Raw genomic sequence first — 14,403 nt, forward strand, 5'->3', positions numbered from 1 at the left:
CATCCTCATTCGGTGACGATCTTCACCCGCTGGCCGGGCACAAGCGTGGTCGTCTCGGTAAAGCCGTTCAGCACCAGAAAACGCGTCAAGTTTTCCTCCGCGAAGGGCATGCGCGCGGCGATCTTGGCAGGACTGTCGCCGGCTTTCACCTCGTAAATGCCGATGCGCCGCGGCTTCAGCGCGGCCGCCTCGGAATCGGAGAGCTTACGGAAGCTGTAGGTGGTCTCGCGGAACCGCCGGTTCAGTGCCGCCGTGCGATCGCCCGCCGAGACAAAAATGAAGCGGTAGATGACATTGCTGTCGTAGCGCAGTGCCAGCAGGCGGTAGTCTTTGCCGTTGCCCGAAACGCTGGCAGTCGCCGCCGGCAGGCCGTTCACCGTGATCGCCTCGACGCCGGACAGCCGCACGTTGGCACCCCAGACCCGGGTCAGGTAGTCGGTCATCGAGCCGCCGTAGGGCTTTGGCGCGCGGTCGAACTGGATCGCCGCCTTGCCCTCGCCGTCGCGCGCAACCACCGCCTGCGACTGGTTGTAGAGTCGAAAACCCTCCGGCACTTCGAAGGCGAACTTCAGCTTCGGGTGCGCGAAGGTGCGCCCGCGGATGTATCCCTCGTCGGCCTTGTCGCCGTAGATCATGCCCTCGAGCTTGTCGAAGTAGACGTCCTGCCCGACCAGCGGATCAGCCACCGGCGTCGCGCCGGCCTGTTCCAGCGCGCGCTCGATGCGGTCGGCGGTGCGCGGGTGGGTCTGCATGATGTCGAAGGCGTCGGCCTTCTCCGGCTGCCCGGCGAGCGCCGCCTCCAGCCGCGCATGCGCCTGCAGCTGCGACAGGAAGCCGGCCATCGCCTTGGTGTCGTATCCGGCGCGCGCCAGGTAGCGTCCGCCCAGCATATCCGATTCGAATTCCTGCTCGCGCGAGTAGCTGCGCAGCAGCAGGCCACCGAGCGCGCCGCCCGCCTGCGCCGCTTCGCCGCCCAGAAGAACACCCAGTCCCACACCGGCGATGTTGGCGGCCATCGTCTGGCCGTAGCGCTCGGCGGTATGCCGCGCCGTCACATGGCCGATCTCGTGGCCCAGCACGCCGGCAACCTCGGCTTCGCTGGTCGCCAGCGCCAGCAGCCCGCGGGTGATGTAGACATAGCCGCCCGGCAGCGCGAAGGCGTTCACGACGGGCGTGTCGAGGATGGTGAAGGTGTAGTCCAGATCCGGCCGCTCGGAGGTCTGCGCCAGGAAATTGCCGATGCTGGAGATATAGCGGTTGAGCTCCGGGTCCTGGTAGGCGCCGCCGAATTCCGCCAGGACCTTGGGATGCTCCTGCCGGCCGAGATCGGCCTCGCCTTCCTCCGTCAGGCCGCCGGTGAAGATCGTGCGCCCGGTGCCCGGCGCGGTCGCGCAGGCGGCCAGCAGCGGCAGCGCCAGGGCCAGGGCCAGGGCCAGCAGAGGCGACAGGATGCGGCGGGGGAGCGTTCGAGGCGGGGTTTCGGGCATCAGTCTTCCAGCTCTTCGATCTGTTCCGGATGGGTAACCTCTATCATCGGCCCGTTGCGCGCCTTCAGCCAGCCGCGCACCCGGACGCGCTTGCCTTCGTAGGCGCCGAGGTCGAGGCCTTGTTCCGCGAACAGCCGCTCCGCGCGGCGGTCGAGCGAAATGGTGAAGTCCTGCCGCCAGTCCTCGGCGAAGTTCAGATAGGTCTTCCCGCCGCCGCGGCCAACCGCAATGATGCGCCCCTCCACCAATTCGAAGCCGCCGAGGAAGCGCCCGGCTTCCTCTGCACTACGCACGGCGTAGAAAGAATGTCCCCAGATGCCGCGCCCGGCGGCGCGCGCCTCGCGCTCCAGCGCCAGCATCTCGGCGATCGCCGCGCGGTTGTCGGCGAAGCTGTAGACCCGCGCCAGGCCCGCGCGCAGCATCTCACCCTGGATCCAGCGGCCTTCACGATCGAAGAGGTGGGCAAGCACGCGGCCGTGGCGGTCGCCGCTCCGCCCGCCGGTGCCGAGGTCGAGCGTCTTGCCGAGGGTCATGTCCTCGAGCTTCCGCTTGGCCTCCTCGGCCAGCGGCCAGGCCTCGAAGCCTGCCCGGCCCAGCGGCAGCTTGGGTGCCTGAATGCCCACCAGACGGATCTCGCGCCCGTCGGCAAGCACGAGGGTGTCGCCGTCGATGACGGTTAAGACGGCGCCGCCTGCTTCGGCTTGCAGCTGGCCGGCCAGAGATTCGGGCATCCCGGCGGCGGCCGGAACGGGCAGCAACAGGGCGACGAGGAGGAAAAGACGGCTGAGCGAAACCATGCCGGCAAGTCTAGCAGGGGCCGAACGCCGTCGCTAAGCCGGAAGAAGAGTTGGCCTCGCGCGGCGCCTGCGATATGACGGAGGGGCCCCGAGCGCCAGGGGCTGCGGAGAAACCCATGGATCCAGCCCGTTCGATGCTTGCACAGGACCTGTTTCCGCCAATCGAGCCCTACAGCCAGGGACGCCTCGATCTGGACGGGCGCCATTCGATGTACTGGGAAGTATCCGGCAATCCGGAGGGCCGCCCGGTGGTTTTCCTGCACGGCGGTCCGGGGGCGGGCGCCGGGCCGGACCATCGGCGCTTTTTCGACCCGCGCCACTATCGCATCGTCATCTTCGACCAGCGCGGCGCCGGCCGCTCAGCCCCGCTGGGCGAGACCGCCGACAACACCACCCAGCACCTGATCGCCGACATGGAGCGCCTGCGCAGCCACCTGGGCATCATGCGCTGGCACGTGTTCGGCGGCTCCTGGGGCTCAACGCTGGGCCTCGCCTATGCCCAGGCGCACCCTGAGCGGGTCAGCGCCCTGGTGCTGCGCGGCATCTTCCTGGGCAGCGAGGCGGAGATCGACTGGTTCCTCTACGGCATGAAGAAGATATACCCGGAGAACTGGCGCAACTTCGTCTCGATCATCCCCGAGAACGAGCGCCGCGATCTCATGACCGCCTTCGAGAAGCGCCTGAACGATCCCGACCCCAAGGTGCACCTGCCCGCCGCGCGCGCCTGGAGCGTCTACGAGGGCAGCAGTTCGACCCTCCTGCCCTCGCCGCAGACCGTCGCCGCCTTCGGTGAGGAGCGTCACGCCCTCGGCCTGTCGCGGATCGAGGCGCACTACTTCAAGCACGAGATCTTCATGCCGGCCGGCGAGCTGCTGGCCGGTGTCGCCCGCATCCGCAACATCCCGGCGACCATCGTGCAGGGGCGCTTCGACATCGTCTGCCCGATCGAGACCGCCGACGCGCTGCACCGGGCCTGGCCGGAAGCCGACTATCTGGTGGTGCCCGACGCCGGCCACTCCGCCATGGAGCCCGGCATCCGGCGCGCCCTGGTGGCGGCGACCGAGCGCTACAAGGCCGTCGAGTAGGGCAGGGGTCAGTCCCCGGCGATCCCTTGGGTACCGGACCGGCCTGGGCGGGCGCGCGGCAGCACCGCTTCCAGCACCAACGAGCAGAGCGCGAGGAGAGTAAGCGCCGCGCCGATGGCGTGGCCGTATTCCCACTGCAGACGCAGGGCGCGCCAGTCATTCGGCATGAAGGTCCAGTTTTGCGTCTGCTGGTTGACGGGGAAGGCGCCGAGGAAAAACGCTGCAAGAGCCGCGGTCACCAGCAGGAAGGCCAGACAGGCCAGCGCGAAATGCCGGCCTCCACCGTGCAGCATCACCGCCAGCACCAGATTGGCCGTCACGGCACCGACGATCACGAAGCCCAACAAGGCCCAGCCGCGGTAGATGTCCTGGACGATGAGATACTCTTCGCGCGACAGGGCGAGCTTGCCCGGCAGCTCCAAGAGGTGGGCGCCGGCCGGAACCAGGGCGAGTGCCGTCAGCACGATCGCGACGAACTGCATCACCCGCAAAGACATGATTTTTTCCTCCAGGCCGCAAGCCACGGCAGAAGGCCATGATTCCTTGCCGCCCGTGGAAGGAACGCTCCCGGAATTTGTCCGGTTCCCCGCTGATGCCCGGGCCGCCCCACCCCGGATTGCCTAATCGGCGCCTTTGGCTTATCTCTAGGGCGCCATTCCCCGGAGATCGGGAAAATGACACAAGTCCTGGCCCGTTAGCGGCACGAGGGCCCCGTAGCTCAGTCGGATAGAGCGACAGATTCCTAATCTGTAGGTCGCAGGTTCGAATCCTGCCGGGGTCACCAACCGCTTTCTTCAGCCCGCGAGTGAACCATGAACGCGCTGCGCGTCATCCACCCCTACCGCTACGAAGGCATGTGGGTCTTCGACGACGCAGCCGTGGGTCTGGTGAAGGAGCCCTTCGTTTCCGGCGCTGATACGGTAATCGACCGCATGGTGGCGTCGATTCCGAATGCCGCGGAGGGCTTTACCCTGGTTTTCTCCGACAAGCCCTTCCCAGGCTACCAGGGCGAATTCGAGTGGCGCCGCGAGGAGTACGAAGGCAACTGGTACTACAGCCCGGCCCTGGACATGGAAGGCTGGCTCTGCCCGGCCCTCTTCAAGTACTTCGACGGAGCGCCGCCGAAGCTCTTCGCCCAGTTCAAAGCGAAGCAGGCGTAGAGTCTATGGTTCGCATCCTCTGGATACTCCTTGGCCTTCTGGGCCTCGCCGGCGTGGCCCTGGGCGCCTACGCCAGCCACGGCAATGCCTTTGCCGATGCCTATCACCAGGACGTCTTCGAGGTGGCCGTGCGCTATCACCTCGTCCACCTGCCGGCCCTGGGGCTCGCCGCCCTCATCGGCAGCCTGGTGCCGCCGATGGCGCGGCGCGCCGGCATCGCCGGGGCCTTGTTCCTGGCCGGCATGGCCCTCTTCTGCGGCTCCTTGTACCTGAAAGGCATCGGCGCCGCCGATCTGACCAACCCGACGGCGCCGACCGGCGGCTTCCTGCTGATGGCCGGCTGGCTGGCGCTCGCCTGGGCCGGACTGGGCATCGTCCGGTCGCGATAGCCCCCTCACGGCCCTTCATTTTTTTAGTTCGGCGGGCCAGTCTCCTGGGCGGCGAACAATCAGCGGCGAGGACCGGCGATGAAGCTCGAGCTGCGGCGGGTGACGATCTTCACCAGCAATATGGACGCGCTGGCGCGCTTTTACGGCGAAGTTCTGGGCCTGCCGGCCTTGAGCGACACGCCAAGCTGGAAGCTGTTCGATGCGGGGGCGGTGCAGATCGCTCTGCACAACGGCTCCGCCCAGCTCGGGCGGCGGCCGCCGAAGCTGGTGTTCCATGCCGCCGATGTGCCGGCGGCGCGTGACGCCGTGAATGCGCGGGGCGCGAAATTCGGCCAAGTGAAGCAGGCCGAGGACTTTCAGATGTGCGACGCCAAGGACCCGGACGGCAATCCCATCCAGATTTCCAGCCGGATCTGACCGCCCGATCTAAACGCCCGATCCGAACGCCCCCCGAGGCTCGTCTTCGTGCCGCCGCTCTGCTATAGAGCCGGCCGACAGCCAACCCAGAAAACAGGAAAGAAGAACATGGATGTGAAGGGGCTTGCAGCGATCGTGACGGGCGGCGGGTCGGGCCTGGGCGCCGAGACCGCGCGCCACCTGGCGGCGGCCGGCGCCAAGGTGACGGTACTGGACGTGAACGTCGAGGCCGCCGAGGGCGTGGCCAAGGAAATCGGCGGCCTGGGCCTGACTTGCGACGTCGGCAGCGCCGCCGCGGCGGAGCAGGCCGTAGCCGAGGCACGCGCCGCCCACGGCCCCTGCCGCGTGCTGGTGAACTGCGCCGGCATCGCCCCGGCCAAGCGCATCGTCGGCCGCGACGGCCCGATGCCGCTGGAGGCCTTCGAGCAGGTCATCCGCGTGAACCTGATCGGCAGCTTCAACATGCTGCGCCTTGCGGCCGCCGACATGCTGGGCAACGAGCCCCTCAACGATGACGGCGAGCGTGGCGTCATCATCTCCACCGCCTCCATCGCCGCCGTCGAGGGCCAGCTGGGCCAGGTCGCCTATGCCGCCTCCAAGGCCGGCATCATGGGCATGATGCTGCCGGCGGCGCGCGAGTTCGCCAAGACGGGCGTGCGCGTGCTGACCATCGCCCCCGGCCTGATCGGCACCCCCCTGCTGCTGAACATGCCGCAGGAGGTGCAGGATAATCTGGCCGGCCAGGTGCCCTTCCCGCACCGCTTCGGCCACCCGTCGGAATTCGCCAGGCTGGTGATGCACATCTGCGACAACGTCATGCTGAACGCCGACACCATCCGCCTGGACGGTGCGATGCGGATGCAGTGACATCCGGCGTAGGGGGCTTCACCTCGCCCGCTTCCCGGCGTTAGACTTCCGGCAACGAAGAAAAATCCGGGAGGAAACCATGCCGGGCGAAGCCGCACCGCGAGGCCCTGCGCCTGACTACAAGCTGATCGCGCCGAGGCCGCTGTGCGGCGCGCTTGGCGCCGAGATCGCGGGGATCGATCTGTCGCAGCCGCTGAGCGACGCCCTCTTCGCCGAGATCGAGGCGGCCTTCCACGAGCACATCGTGCTGGTGTTTCCCGGCCAGCACTGGACGCCGGCGCAGCAGGTCGCCTTCACCGCGCGCTTCGGCCCGGTGGAGGAGCATCCGCTGCGTTCGCGCCCCGGCCTGCCGGAGCAGCCCGAGGTGCTGGTGCTGGTGAACAAGCCGGGCACCCGCGGCGCGCGCAACGACATCTGGCACAGCGACATTTCGTTCTGGGAAACGCCGCCGCTGGGCTCGGTGCTCTACGGCATCGAGGTGCCGGAAGGCTACGGCGACACCATGTTCTGCAACATGGCCGCCGCCTACGAGGCACTGTCACCGGCGCTGCGGGCGGTCCTGCGCCCCTTGCGGGCGCTGCACTCGGCAGCGGGCCTCGCCGCGCGCAACAATGCCGGCGACAACAACGCCAGCCCGATCGCCCAGGTGCCCGACCCGGTCTCCCATCCCGTGGTGCGCACCCACCCCGGCAGCGGCAAGCTCGCGCTCTACGTCAACCCCTGGTTCACCGAGCGCTTTGAAGGCATGACGGTGGATGAAAGCCGCCCGCTGCTCGACTTCCTCGCGGCGCAGGCGACCCGGCCGGAGAACGTCTACCGCCACCGCTGGCGCCGGGGCGACGTCGTGATGTGGGACAACCGCGCGGCCATGCACTACGCGATACGCGACTACGACGAAAATCAGGTGCGCATCATGCACCGCACGACCGCGCTGGGCGATCGGCCGGTCTGACGCAGGCCTTATTGCGCATAGCCGTCGATCCGCTTGGCCAGCTTCACGTCGAGGTCGGAGAGGCCGTCGCAGTCGTGGGTCGTTAAGGTGATCTCGACGCGGTTGTAGACGTTGAACCACTCCGGATGGTGGTTGAGTTTTTCCGCCGCCAAAGCAACCCGCGACATGAACCCCCAGGCTTCACTGAAAGTCTTGAACTTGAATGTCTTTTTTAAGGCATCCCGGCCTTCGACCGGGGCCCAGCCGGGCAGGGTCCCGGCAAGGCTCTGACGGGCCTCGGCGCTTAACCTTTCCGCCATGATTCCTCCTCTGAAATCGAATTCGCTCAAGTAAGGTTAACCGGAGGTTACTGTGCTTGGCCTGCCGGTCAAGGCAGGCTAGGGTGGGCCCAACGAAGGCGATTAGGAACGGTTATGGCACAGATGCACGATGTCGGGCGATTTACGACTCCGCCTGAGACCCAGCACCTGGAAGCGCTGGCCCGGGAGGCTTATGCCGAGATCCCGGAGGAGCTGCGCCAGGCCCTGGGCAACGTGGTCATTCGGGTGCTCGACTTTCCGGACGACGACACCCTGGAAGAGATGGACTGCGAGTCGCCCTTCGACCTGCTGGGCCTTTACCGGGGCGTCGACCTGCTGCGAAAGTCGACCTACGATTCGGCGGAAGACCTCGACATGATCTACCTCTACCGCCGCCCCATCCTCGACTACTGGTGCGACAGCGGCGAGGATCTGGCGGAGGTGGTGAAGCACGTGCTGGTGCACGAGATCGGCCATCACTTCGGCTTCTCCGACGACGACATGGACCGCATCGAGCGCGCCGTCTAGCCGACAGCGCCGCACGGCAGAGATGGAACGGCCCGCCTGACCGGCGGGCCGTTTTCATTGCGGCAGCATCCCATCTCCCTGAACGGGCAACCCTTTCGCCGGCGCGTCTGCTGTGCCGTCAGGCGGGACAGCCGCCCTGGCGCGGGAATAGGTGCCGGCTGCGCAGGATGCGCAGGCAGATCGCCGCACAGACCTGGCGGATGACGCGCTTGCTTGCAGACTTCATGCACATGGAATCTCTCCTCATCCTTCGGCGCTGACGAAGCCCATCGCCTGGTGGGCGACCCGCAGCGGATGCTTGCGCCGCAGCGGTTCGTTGAGAAAGCGGTTGAGCGCGGCCAACAGTATCGGCACCCAGTCGGCGTCGGGCGCCGCCGCGATCTCGGCCTTCGCCGCCGAGAGCAGCTTCACGTGGTGGATCGCGACGATGTATTCGAACTGATCGTGATCGAGCAGGCCGGCCAGCGCGCCGTCGAGAAAGCGTTTCCCGTCAGCGACGCGCCAGGACGCCGCATCGACTGCCTTGTCGACGAAGCCGGCGTTGCGCCCCACGAAGCAGGCGATCTGCAGCAGGCCCTGCGGCCAGAGGCGCGGATACTTCGTACAGAGGTCGCGCACGGCATGGCCGAAGGTGAGGGCGTGGGTGAAGTCGAGCCAGTTCACGTTGTGCGACACGGGCTTGTCGGTGGCCTGCATCATGGCGATGTCGAAGTGCAGGAACTGCCAGCTCGCCGCGCCGACCAGCGCATCGTAGAGCGCGCGGACGTCGCCGGACGAAGTATTCGCCCGCGCCAGCACCTTGGGCACCGAGAGCCCGAGCAGGTCGTCGGCGACAACCGGCGCCGTTCCCTTGCCGTCCCAGGCGGCCAGCGCCGGGCCGTAGGCGCGGAACTCCGGAATCAAGTCCTCGCGGGTCGCGTAGACCAGCGAACGCACCAGGGAAAGCAGCAGCGGTTCGGCGCTCTGCGGCCCAAGACGCGCAATGAGTTCGCCGGTCTTCTGGACGTAGATGAGCGAATGGCCGAAGTCGTTGTAGTGCGCCAGTGCCGCTTCGGCGAGCGGCTCCTCCAGATCGGCGAAGGTCATGCCCGCGGCCAGCGCGCCGCGGACGAGCGCCACCGCCGCCGCCTCGTCCTCCGCCTCGATCGCGGCGGTGAGCGCGGCGGCGTCGTAGGGGCGCGTCCCTTCTGGATAGGGATAGGGCCGCTCGCGCAAGGTATCCCAGGCGAGGTGACCGACGATTTCGACCAGCGGCACCAGGCGCTGCTGCTCGGTCGTGGCGAAGGCATCGCGGATCGCCAGCCAGTCGGCGGCGCCGGCCTGGGCGTGGGTGCAGCCGAATTCGAAACGGTCGGCGGTCCAGGCAAAGGCCGCGCGCAAGGCGTCCAGCGGATCGGCGCCGGCCTTCTGCAGGCGGGAGATCTCCCGCGCCATGCGGTCGTACTCGTGGCGGCGGAACGACTGGCGCAGCGCATCGAGCGCGGCCGCGGCGACTTCCTCGGCCGGCGGGTCGGCGATGTCGATGAAGACCTCACCATCGACAATCTCCACAGGATAGCGGCGCAGCTTGTCGCCGCCCACCAGGGTCTCGCCGCTGGCCAGGTCGAACTTCCAGTTGTGCCAGTTGCACGTCAGCACGCAGTCCCCCGCCCCGCCTGCCGTCAGGCTGCCCTCCATAAGCGGATAGCCTTCGTGCGGGCAGCGGTTGTTGCAGGCGAAGACGCCGCCGTCGCCGGCGAAGACTGCGATCTGCTTGCCGCCGGCCTTGAAGAGGTGGCGGCCCTTGGCCCGCAGTTCCTCCAGCGGCGCGACGCGGACCAGCGTTGCGGCGGTTCTGCCATCGCTTTCCCGGGCCTCTTTCTGTGCAAGGGCCATGGTCAGTCTCCCGCTTCCTACTTTCGAAAGGGTTATCTTTCGAAATAGCCTAAGCCGGAGACTTGTCTTTCTCAAGAAAAATCTTTAGTAAGTATCCATGAGCACCCGTAACGCCGTTCCGGCGGAAAAGCGCAGCCGCCGCGCCATCATCGACCGCCTGAAGCAGGACGGCCCGCAGGACGCGGCGAGCCTCGCTCGCCGCCTCGGCATCTCCGCCATGGCGGTGCGCCAGCATCTCTACGAGCTGGAGGGTGAAGGCCTGGTGACCCACGAGGCCGAAGCGCGCCCGATCGGCCGGCCGGCCAAGCTGTGGGCGCTGACCGCGGCGGCCGACCGCTTTTTCCCCGACGGCCATGCCGAGTTCACCGTCGGCCTCATCAACTCCATGAAGCAGGCCTTCGGGTCCGAAGGCCTCGACAAGCTGCTGAAGGTGCGCGCGAAGGATCAGGTCGCCGGCTACCGCGCGCGCCTCGACAAGCAGCCGAGCCTCTCGAAGAAGCTGCAGACGCTGGCCGAGATCCGCACCGAGGAGGGCTACATGGCCGAGGTGCAGAAGGCCAGCGGCGGCTATCTGCTGATCGAGAATCACTGTCCCGTCTGCTCGGCCGCCGCGGCCTGCACCAACCTCTGTAATCTGGAGCTGGAGGTCTTTCAGAAAGCGCTGGGCCGCGCCTTCGATGTGAAGCGCATCGACCACATCCTGGCCGGCGCCCGCCGCTGCGCCTACCTGGTCACGCGCAAGGACTAGATCAGATCACGGCCGGATGGAATCGCCTGTGGCGATCCACCGACTGTGTGAATCTGATCTGTCTTTTCGTTACAAAGCGGATCGTGATCCGCTTTAGGCGATCAGCTTCTTCACCCGCTGTCTCAGATCCGGCAGCAGGTCTTCCTCGAACCAAGGGTTCTTCTTCAGCCACGCCGTGTTGCGCCAACTCGGGTGCGGCAGCGGCAGGAACTCCGGCCAGTAGTCGCGCCAGTGGCGCACGGTCTCGGTCAGAGTCTTCTGCCGCCGCTTGCCGAGGTAGCGCGCCTGCGCGTACATCCCGACCAGCAGGGTGAGTTCGACGTTCTTCAGCGCTTCGCGCAGCGGCGGGTGCCACAGCGGCGCGCATTCCGGGCGCGGTGGCCTGTCGCCGCCCTTGGCATCGACGCCGGGGTAGCAAAAGCCCATCGGCACGATGGCGATCTTGGCCGCGTCGTAGAACATATCCTTCGAAATGGAGAGCCAGTCGCGCAGACGGTCGCCGGAGCGGTCGTTCCACGGGATGCCCGTCTCGTGCACGCGGGTGCCGGGCGCCTGGCCGACGATCATGAGACGCGCCGCCGGCGCTGCCCGCAGCACCGGGCGCGGGCCCAGCGGCAGGTGCTGTTCGCAGACCCGGCAGGCGCGCGCCTCGGCCAGGAGCTTCTCGAGATCGCGCTCGGCTTTTGGAAGCGCCTTACCAGCCATCTGCGAGGATACGCTCGACGAAGGCCGGCACCTCGACGGTCGCCGGGCCGTGGTGGCATTCCGCGAAAGCGGTGAAGCCGTCGGAGGGCTCCAGGTTCAGCTCGACGGTGTGGGCCTGGCCGCCGGCGCGCACCTCGGCAACGAAGCCGGCCGCCGGATAGACGTTGCCCGACGTGCCGATGGAGACGAAGAGGTCGCAGGCGCCGAGCGCCTCGTAGATGCGATCCATCTCCAGCGGCATCTCGCCGAACCAGACGACGTGGACGCGCAGCGTGCCTTCCGCGCCGCAGAGCGGGCAGAGGCTGTCGCGGGTCATCGCCTCGCCCCAGGGGCTGACGCCGCCGCACACCAGACAGCGCGCCTTCAGGAGCTCGCCGTGTATGTGGATGAGGTTCTTCGAGCCGGCACGCTCGTGCAGGTCGTCGATGTTCTGGGTCACCAGCAGGACCTCGCCCGGCCAGTCGGCCTCCAGCCGGGCCAGCGCCTTGTGCGCCGCATTGGGCGCCACCTGCGGTTCCAGCAGGGTCTGGCGGCGGTGGTTGTAGAAGGCGTGCACCCGCCCCGGATCGCGCGCAAAGGCCTCCGGCGTCGCCACGTCCTCGATGCGCACGCGCGCCCACAACCCGTCCGGGTCGCGGAAGGTGTCGAGGCCGGATTCCTTGGAGATTCCCGCCCCGGTGAGAATGACGATGCGGCGGCCCTGCATAGACCCTGCGACTGACCTGATCCCTGAGATGCTGCGCTTTGGCAAGCCGTTGCGTGTTTCTTGGGGCGATGATAGACGAATCGGCGGCTCGGGAAACACCGCCAACTTCGTCATGGGAGATCTGCGTGCCTTTCAGGGTTCTGACCGTCTGCACCGGGAACATCTGCCGCTCGCCGAGCGCGGAGGTCATGCTGCGCGACCGGCTGGCCGCCGCGGGCCTCGGCGCCCTGGTCGAGGTGGATTCCGCCGGCACCGCCGACTACCACATCGGCGAGCCGCCGTCCGAGCCGGCCACGCGCGTCGGCGCCGGGCGCGGCTACGACCTGACCGCGCTGCGGGCGCGCCAGATTGCGCCCGCCGACTTTCATGACTTCGATCTGATCCTGGTGATGGATCACGGCCATTTCAGCCGCCTCTCCGCTCTGCAGCCGGCCGGCAGCAAAGCTGAAGTGCGCCTGTTCCTCGCCCTGTCGCCGGAGGCCGGTGCCGAGGTCCCCGATCCCTACTATGGCGACGACAGCGACTATCAGGCGATGTTCGACCTGCTGGAGACGGCAATGCCCACCTGGGTCGCCCACCTGCGCGACCGCCTCAGTACGCCGGCATGAGCCTGACCGGCGCCGTGGCCGAGATCTTCGGCGCCGCACCGCTGCAGATGACACCGCTGGTCGGCGGCTGCATCGCCGAAGTCTACCGCCTCGACTTCGCCGAACGACCGCCGCTGGTGGCCAAGGTGGCACGGCAAGGCGGCCTCGCCATCGAGGGCTTCATGCTCGACTACCTCGCCGAGCACACGGAGCTGCCGGTGCCGGCGACACGCCACGTCAGCGACACCCTGCTGCTGATGGATTTCGTCGAGAGCTCGGCTGCGCGCAGCTTCAAAGCCGAGGAGGACGCTGCCGAGCGCCTCGCCGCCCTGCATGCCGTCCGTGCCGAGGCCTTCGGCTTCGAACGCGACACGGTGATCGGTGCGCTGCCGCAGCCCAACCCCTGGACCACCGACTGGTGCGCCTTCTACCGCGACCAGCGCCTGCTGGTGATGGGGCGCATCGCGCGGGAATCCGGGCACCTGCCGGCCGCCACCCACCGCGACCTCGAGCGCCTCTGTGCCAGGCTGGAGGACTTCATCGACTCGCCGTCCGCCCCCGGCCTGGTGCACGGCGACGTGTGGTCCGGCAACGTGCTGTACGGTGAAGGGCGGATCGCTGCCTTCGTCGATCCGGCGGTCTACTTCGCCGACCCGGAGGTGGAGATCGCCTACATCGAGCTGCTGTCGACCTTCGGTCCCGCTTTCCACCGGCGCTACCGGGCGCTGCGGCCCTTGCGGCCCGGCTACGCCGAGGGCCGGCGCGACATCTACAACCTCTTCCCCCTGCTGGTGCATACCAGGATCGTCGGGGGCGCCTATGCGCAAATGGTGCAGGACATTCTCGACCGCTACCGCTAGACAGAGGGATGAGCGGAACCACCACAGCAAGCGTGCCCGAGGAGCGCATCGCCTTCGGTATCGGCTGCGCCCTCGTCGGCCTCTTCGGCATGGCGCTGATGGATGCCTGCGCCAAGTTCCTGGGCGGCGGCTACGCGGTCAGCCAGATCATCCTGGCGCGCAACGGCATCGGCGCGCTGGCCATCCTTGCCTTCGTGGTGTTCAGTGGCGCCGGCCTCGCCAGCCTGAAACTGCGGCGGCCCGACCTCATGGTGCTGCGCACCGCGGTGAACCTGGGCGCCGCCTTCCTGTTCTTCACCGGCCTGCGCTACCTGCCGCTGGCCGATGCCTTCGCCATCGCCTTCGCCGCCCCACTGTTCATCACGGCCCTCTCGGTGCCGGTGCTGGGCGAGCATGTCGGCATCCGTCGCTGGGCCGCCGTCATCGCCGGCTTCATCGGGGTGCTGGTGGTGGTGCAGCCGGGCACCGAGAGCTTCCGCATCGAGGCGCTGCTGCCGCTGGGCGCCGCGCTCTCCTATGCCCTCGCCATGCTGATCGGGCGCAAGATGACGCGCGAGATGCCGACGGCGGCCATCATGTTCTGGCCCAGCCTGGGCGCCGTGCTGGTGACCGCGGTGATGATGCCGATGCAATGGCAGACCCCGGCGCTGCCAGACGCGGGCCTCTTCGTCTTCATGGGCCTCATCGGAACCGGCGGCATGGCCCTGATCACCCAGGGCTACCGCCACGCGCCGGCGGCGGTGATCGCGCCCTTCGACTACTCGGTGCTGGTGTGGGGCGTCATCATCGGCTGGCTGGTGTGGCGCGACATTCCGGCGCCCAACGTGTGGCTCGGCGCCGCCATCCTCATCGCCAGCGGCCTCTATATCCTGCACCGAGAGACCCGCAAGCCGAAGCCGGTGCAGCCGGTGCCAGGCCCGCTGGGTCCGACTTCCTGAGCC

At 67.8% G+C, this 14,403-nt stretch carries 18 protein-coding genes and 1 tRNA gene; 12 read left to right on the top strand and 7 right to left on the bottom strand.

Features of this window, described 5'->3' with window-relative positions; genetic code table 11:
* Nucleotides 1-5: 5 nt before the first annotated feature.
* Nucleotides 6-1,487, bottom strand: coding sequence for a M48 family metalloprotease (locus WDC82_RS05405; RefSeq protein WP_340116237.1), 1,482 nt, complete (start codon nucleotides 1,485-1,487; stop codon nucleotides 6-8).
* Nucleotides 1,487-2,284, bottom strand: a complete 798-nt coding sequence (locus tag WDC82_RS05410; RefSeq protein WP_340116238.1) for a thermonuclease family protein — start codon at nucleotides 2,282-2,284, stop codon at nucleotides 1,487-1,489. Before WDC82_RS05410 ends, WDC82_RS05405 begins: the two co-directional genes overlap by 1 nt.
* Nucleotides 2,285-2,400: 116 nt before the next feature.
* Between WDC82_RS05410 and pip the strand changes: the two genes are divergently transcribed.
* Nucleotides 2,401-3,369, top strand: coding sequence for a prolyl aminopeptidase (gene pip / locus WDC82_RS05415; protein ID WP_370661528.1), 969 nt, complete (start codon nucleotides 2,401-2,403; stop codon nucleotides 3,367-3,369).
* Nucleotides 3,370-3,377: 8 nt separating this feature from the next.
* Here the strand turns inward: pip and WDC82_RS05420 are convergent, their stop codons facing one another.
* Nucleotides 3,378-3,866, bottom strand: a complete 489-nt coding sequence (locus tag WDC82_RS05420; protein ID WP_340116239.1) for a hypothetical protein — start codon at nucleotides 3,864-3,866, stop codon at nucleotides 3,378-3,380.
* Between the two features lie 210 nt (nucleotides 3,867-4,076).
* Between WDC82_RS05420 and WDC82_RS05425 the strand changes: the two genes are divergently transcribed.
* The 6 genes from WDC82_RS05425 to WDC82_RS05450 all read left to right on the top strand — a co-directional run bounded on the left by WDC82_RS05425 (nucleotide 4,077) and on the right by WDC82_RS05450 (nucleotide 7,154).
* A tRNA-Arg gene (locus WDC82_RS05425) sits at nucleotides 4,077-4,153 on the top strand.
* Between the two features lie 28 nt (nucleotides 4,154-4,181).
* The gene (locus tag WDC82_RS05430; RefSeq protein ID WP_340116240.1) at nucleotides 4,182-4,529 is read left to right on the top strand and encodes a DUF6717 family protein; all 348 of its coding nucleotides are present in this window, start codon (nucleotides 4,182-4,184) and stop codon (nucleotides 4,527-4,529) included.
* A 5-nt stretch (nucleotides 4,530-4,534) separates the two neighbouring features.
* Nucleotides 4,535-4,918 (top strand): DUF423 domain-containing protein, encoded by a 384-nt coding sequence (locus WDC82_RS05435; protein WP_340116241.1) that lies wholly within the window; start codon nucleotides 4,535-4,537, stop codon nucleotides 4,916-4,918.
* Between the two features lie 78 nt (nucleotides 4,919-4,996).
* On the top strand, nucleotides 4,997-5,335 hold the full coding sequence (locus WDC82_RS05440; protein WP_340116242.1) for a VOC family protein: 339 nt from the start codon (nucleotides 4,997-4,999) through the stop codon (nucleotides 5,333-5,335).
* Nucleotides 5,336-5,443: 108 nt separating this feature from the next.
* Complete coding sequence (locus tag WDC82_RS05445) at nucleotides 5,444-6,202, top strand: SDR family NAD(P)-dependent oxidoreductase (RefSeq protein ID WP_340116243.1); 759 nt, start codon at nucleotides 5,444-5,446, stop codon at nucleotides 6,200-6,202.
* A 79-nt stretch (nucleotides 6,203-6,281) separates the two neighbouring features.
* Nucleotides 6,282-7,154, top strand: a complete 873-nt coding sequence (locus tag WDC82_RS05450) for a TauD/TfdA family dioxygenase (protein WP_340116244.1) — start codon at nucleotides 6,282-6,284, stop codon at nucleotides 7,152-7,154.
* Nucleotides 7,155-7,162: 8 nt separating this feature from the next.
* Here WDC82_RS05450 and WDC82_RS05455 read toward each other — a convergent pair whose 3' ends face one another.
* Nucleotides 7,163-7,453 (bottom strand): 4a-hydroxytetrahydrobiopterin dehydratase, encoded by a 291-nt coding sequence (locus WDC82_RS05455; protein WP_340116957.1) that lies wholly within the window; start codon nucleotides 7,451-7,453, stop codon nucleotides 7,163-7,165.
* A 123-nt stretch (nucleotides 7,454-7,576) separates the two neighbouring features.
* On the opposite strand from WDC82_RS05455, the gene WDC82_RS05460 reads away from it, so the two are divergent.
* The gene (locus tag WDC82_RS05460; RefSeq protein ID WP_340116958.1) at nucleotides 7,577-7,981 is read left to right on the top strand and encodes a metallopeptidase family protein; all 405 of its coding nucleotides are present in this window, start codon (nucleotides 7,577-7,579) and stop codon (nucleotides 7,979-7,981) included.
* 243 nt (nucleotides 7,982-8,224) lie between these two features.
* On the opposite strand, the gene WDC82_RS05465 is transcribed toward WDC82_RS05460, so the two are convergent.
* Complete coding sequence (locus WDC82_RS05465) at nucleotides 8,225-9,856, bottom strand: Rieske 2Fe-2S domain-containing protein (RefSeq protein ID WP_340116245.1); 1,632 nt, start codon at nucleotides 9,854-9,856, stop codon at nucleotides 8,225-8,227.
* A 97-nt stretch (nucleotides 9,857-9,953) separates the two neighbouring features.
* Here WDC82_RS05465 and WDC82_RS05470 point away from each other — a divergent pair, with 97 nt between their 5' ends.
* Nucleotides 9,954-10,604 carry a metalloregulator ArsR/SmtB family transcription factor gene (locus WDC82_RS05470; RefSeq protein WP_340116246.1) on the top strand — a complete coding sequence of 217 codons (651 nt, stop codon included), beginning with the start codon at nucleotides 9,954-9,956 and terminating at the stop codon, nucleotides 10,602-10,604.
* A gap of 93 nt (nucleotides 10,605-10,697) precedes the next feature.
* Here WDC82_RS05470 and WDC82_RS05475 read toward each other — a convergent pair whose 3' ends face one another.
* Nucleotides 10,698-11,309: a uracil-DNA glycosylase family protein gene (locus tag WDC82_RS05475; protein ID WP_340116247.1), complete on the bottom strand. Its 612-nt coding sequence runs from the start codon at nucleotides 11,307-11,309 to the stop codon at nucleotides 10,698-10,700.
* Nucleotides 11,299-12,015 carry a Sir2 family NAD+-dependent deacetylase gene (gene cobB / locus WDC82_RS05480; RefSeq protein ID WP_370661529.1) on the bottom strand — a complete coding sequence of 239 codons (717 nt, stop codon included), beginning with the start codon at nucleotides 12,013-12,015 and terminating at the stop codon, nucleotides 11,299-11,301. The genes WDC82_RS05475 and cobB overlap by 11 nt, the downstream gene beginning before the upstream one ends.
* Nucleotides 12,016-12,140: 125 nt before the next feature.
* Between cobB and WDC82_RS05485 the strand changes: the two genes are divergently transcribed.
* The 3 genes from WDC82_RS05485 to WDC82_RS05495 are packed head-to-tail and all read left to right on the top strand — an operon-like array spanning nucleotide 12,141 to nucleotide 14,400.
* Nucleotides 12,141-12,623 (top strand): low molecular weight protein-tyrosine-phosphatase, encoded by a 483-nt coding sequence (locus WDC82_RS05485; protein WP_340116249.1) that lies wholly within the window; start codon nucleotides 12,141-12,143, stop codon nucleotides 12,621-12,623.
* A complete protein-coding gene (locus WDC82_RS05490) occupies nucleotides 12,620-13,462 on the top strand; it encodes a fructosamine kinase family protein (RefSeq protein WP_340116250.1) in 843 nt (280 codons plus the stop codon). The genes WDC82_RS05485 and WDC82_RS05490 overlap by 4 nt, the downstream gene beginning before the upstream one ends.
* 8 nt (nucleotides 13,463-13,470) lie before the next feature.
* The gene (locus WDC82_RS05495) at nucleotides 13,471-14,400 is read left to right on the top strand and encodes a DMT family transporter (RefSeq protein ID WP_340116251.1); all 930 of its coding nucleotides are present in this window, start codon (nucleotides 13,471-13,473) and stop codon (nucleotides 14,398-14,400) included.
* Nucleotides 14,401-14,403 lie beyond the last annotated feature (3 nt).

This window comes from Pelagibius sp. 7325 (assembly GCF_037652055.1).
GTDB lineage: Bacteria > Pseudomonadota > Alphaproteobacteria > Kiloniellales > Kiloniellaceae > Pelagibius.

What these genes read in the sequence shown, in the direction of transcription:
- WDC82_RS05405 (WP_340116237.1), bottom strand. Translation starts at nt 1,487, where the DNA reads ATGCCCGAAACCCCGCCTCGAACGCTCCCCCGCCGCATCCTGTCGCCT.
- WDC82_RS05410 (WP_340116238.1), bottom strand. Translation starts at nt 2,284, where the DNA reads ATGGTTTCGCTCAGCCGTCTTTTCCTCCTCGTCGCCCTGTTGCTGCCC.
- pip (WP_370661528.1), top strand. Translation starts at nt 2,401, where the DNA reads ATGGATCCAGCCCGTTCGATGCTTGCACAGGACCTGTTTCCGCCAATC.
- WDC82_RS05420 (WP_340116239.1), bottom strand. Translation starts at nt 3,866, where the DNA reads ATGTCTTTGCGGGTGATGCAGTTCGTCGCGATCGTGCTGACGGCACTC.
- WDC82_RS05430 (WP_340116240.1), top strand. Translation starts at nt 4,182, where the DNA reads ATGAACGCGCTGCGCGTCATCCACCCCTACCGCTACGAAGGCATGTGG.
- WDC82_RS05435 (WP_340116241.1), top strand. Translation starts at nt 4,535, where the DNA reads ATGGTTCGCATCCTCTGGATACTCCTTGGCCTTCTGGGCCTCGCCGGC.
- WDC82_RS05440 (WP_340116242.1), top strand. Translation starts at nt 4,997, where the DNA reads ATGAAGCTCGAGCTGCGGCGGGTGACGATCTTCACCAGCAATATGGAC.
- WDC82_RS05445 (WP_340116243.1), top strand. Translation starts at nt 5,444, where the DNA reads ATGGATGTGAAGGGGCTTGCAGCGATCGTGACGGGCGGCGGGTCGGGC.
- WDC82_RS05450 (WP_340116244.1), top strand. Translation starts at nt 6,282, where the DNA reads ATGCCGGGCGAAGCCGCACCGCGAGGCCCTGCGCCTGACTACAAGCTG.
- WDC82_RS05455 (WP_340116957.1), bottom strand. Translation starts at nt 7,453, where the DNA reads ATGGCGGAAAGGTTAAGCGCCGAGGCCCGTCAGAGCCTTGCCGGGACC.
- WDC82_RS05460 (WP_340116958.1), top strand. Translation starts at nt 7,577, where the DNA reads ATGCACGATGTCGGGCGATTTACGACTCCGCCTGAGACCCAGCACCTG.
- WDC82_RS05465 (WP_340116245.1), bottom strand. Translation starts at nt 9,856, where the DNA reads ATGGCCCTTGCACAGAAAGAGGCCCGGGAAAGCGATGGCAGAACCGCC.
- WDC82_RS05470 (WP_340116246.1), top strand. Translation starts at nt 9,954, where the DNA reads ATGAGCACCCGTAACGCCGTTCCGGCGGAAAAGCGCAGCCGCCGCGCC.
- WDC82_RS05475 (WP_340116247.1), bottom strand. Translation starts at nt 11,309, where the DNA reads ATGGCTGGTAAGGCGCTTCCAAAAGCCGAGCGCGATCTCGAGAAGCTC.
- cobB (WP_370661529.1), bottom strand. Translation starts at nt 12,015, where the DNA reads ATGCAGGGCCGCCGCATCGTCATTCTCACCGGGGCGGGAATCTCCAAG.
- WDC82_RS05490 (WP_340116250.1), top strand. Translation starts at nt 12,620, where the DNA reads ATGAGCCTGACCGGCGCCGTGGCCGAGATCTTCGGCGCCGCACCGCTG.
- WDC82_RS05495 (WP_340116251.1), top strand. Translation starts at nt 13,471, where the DNA reads ATGAGCGGAACCACCACAGCAAGCGTGCCCGAGGAGCGCATCGCCTTC.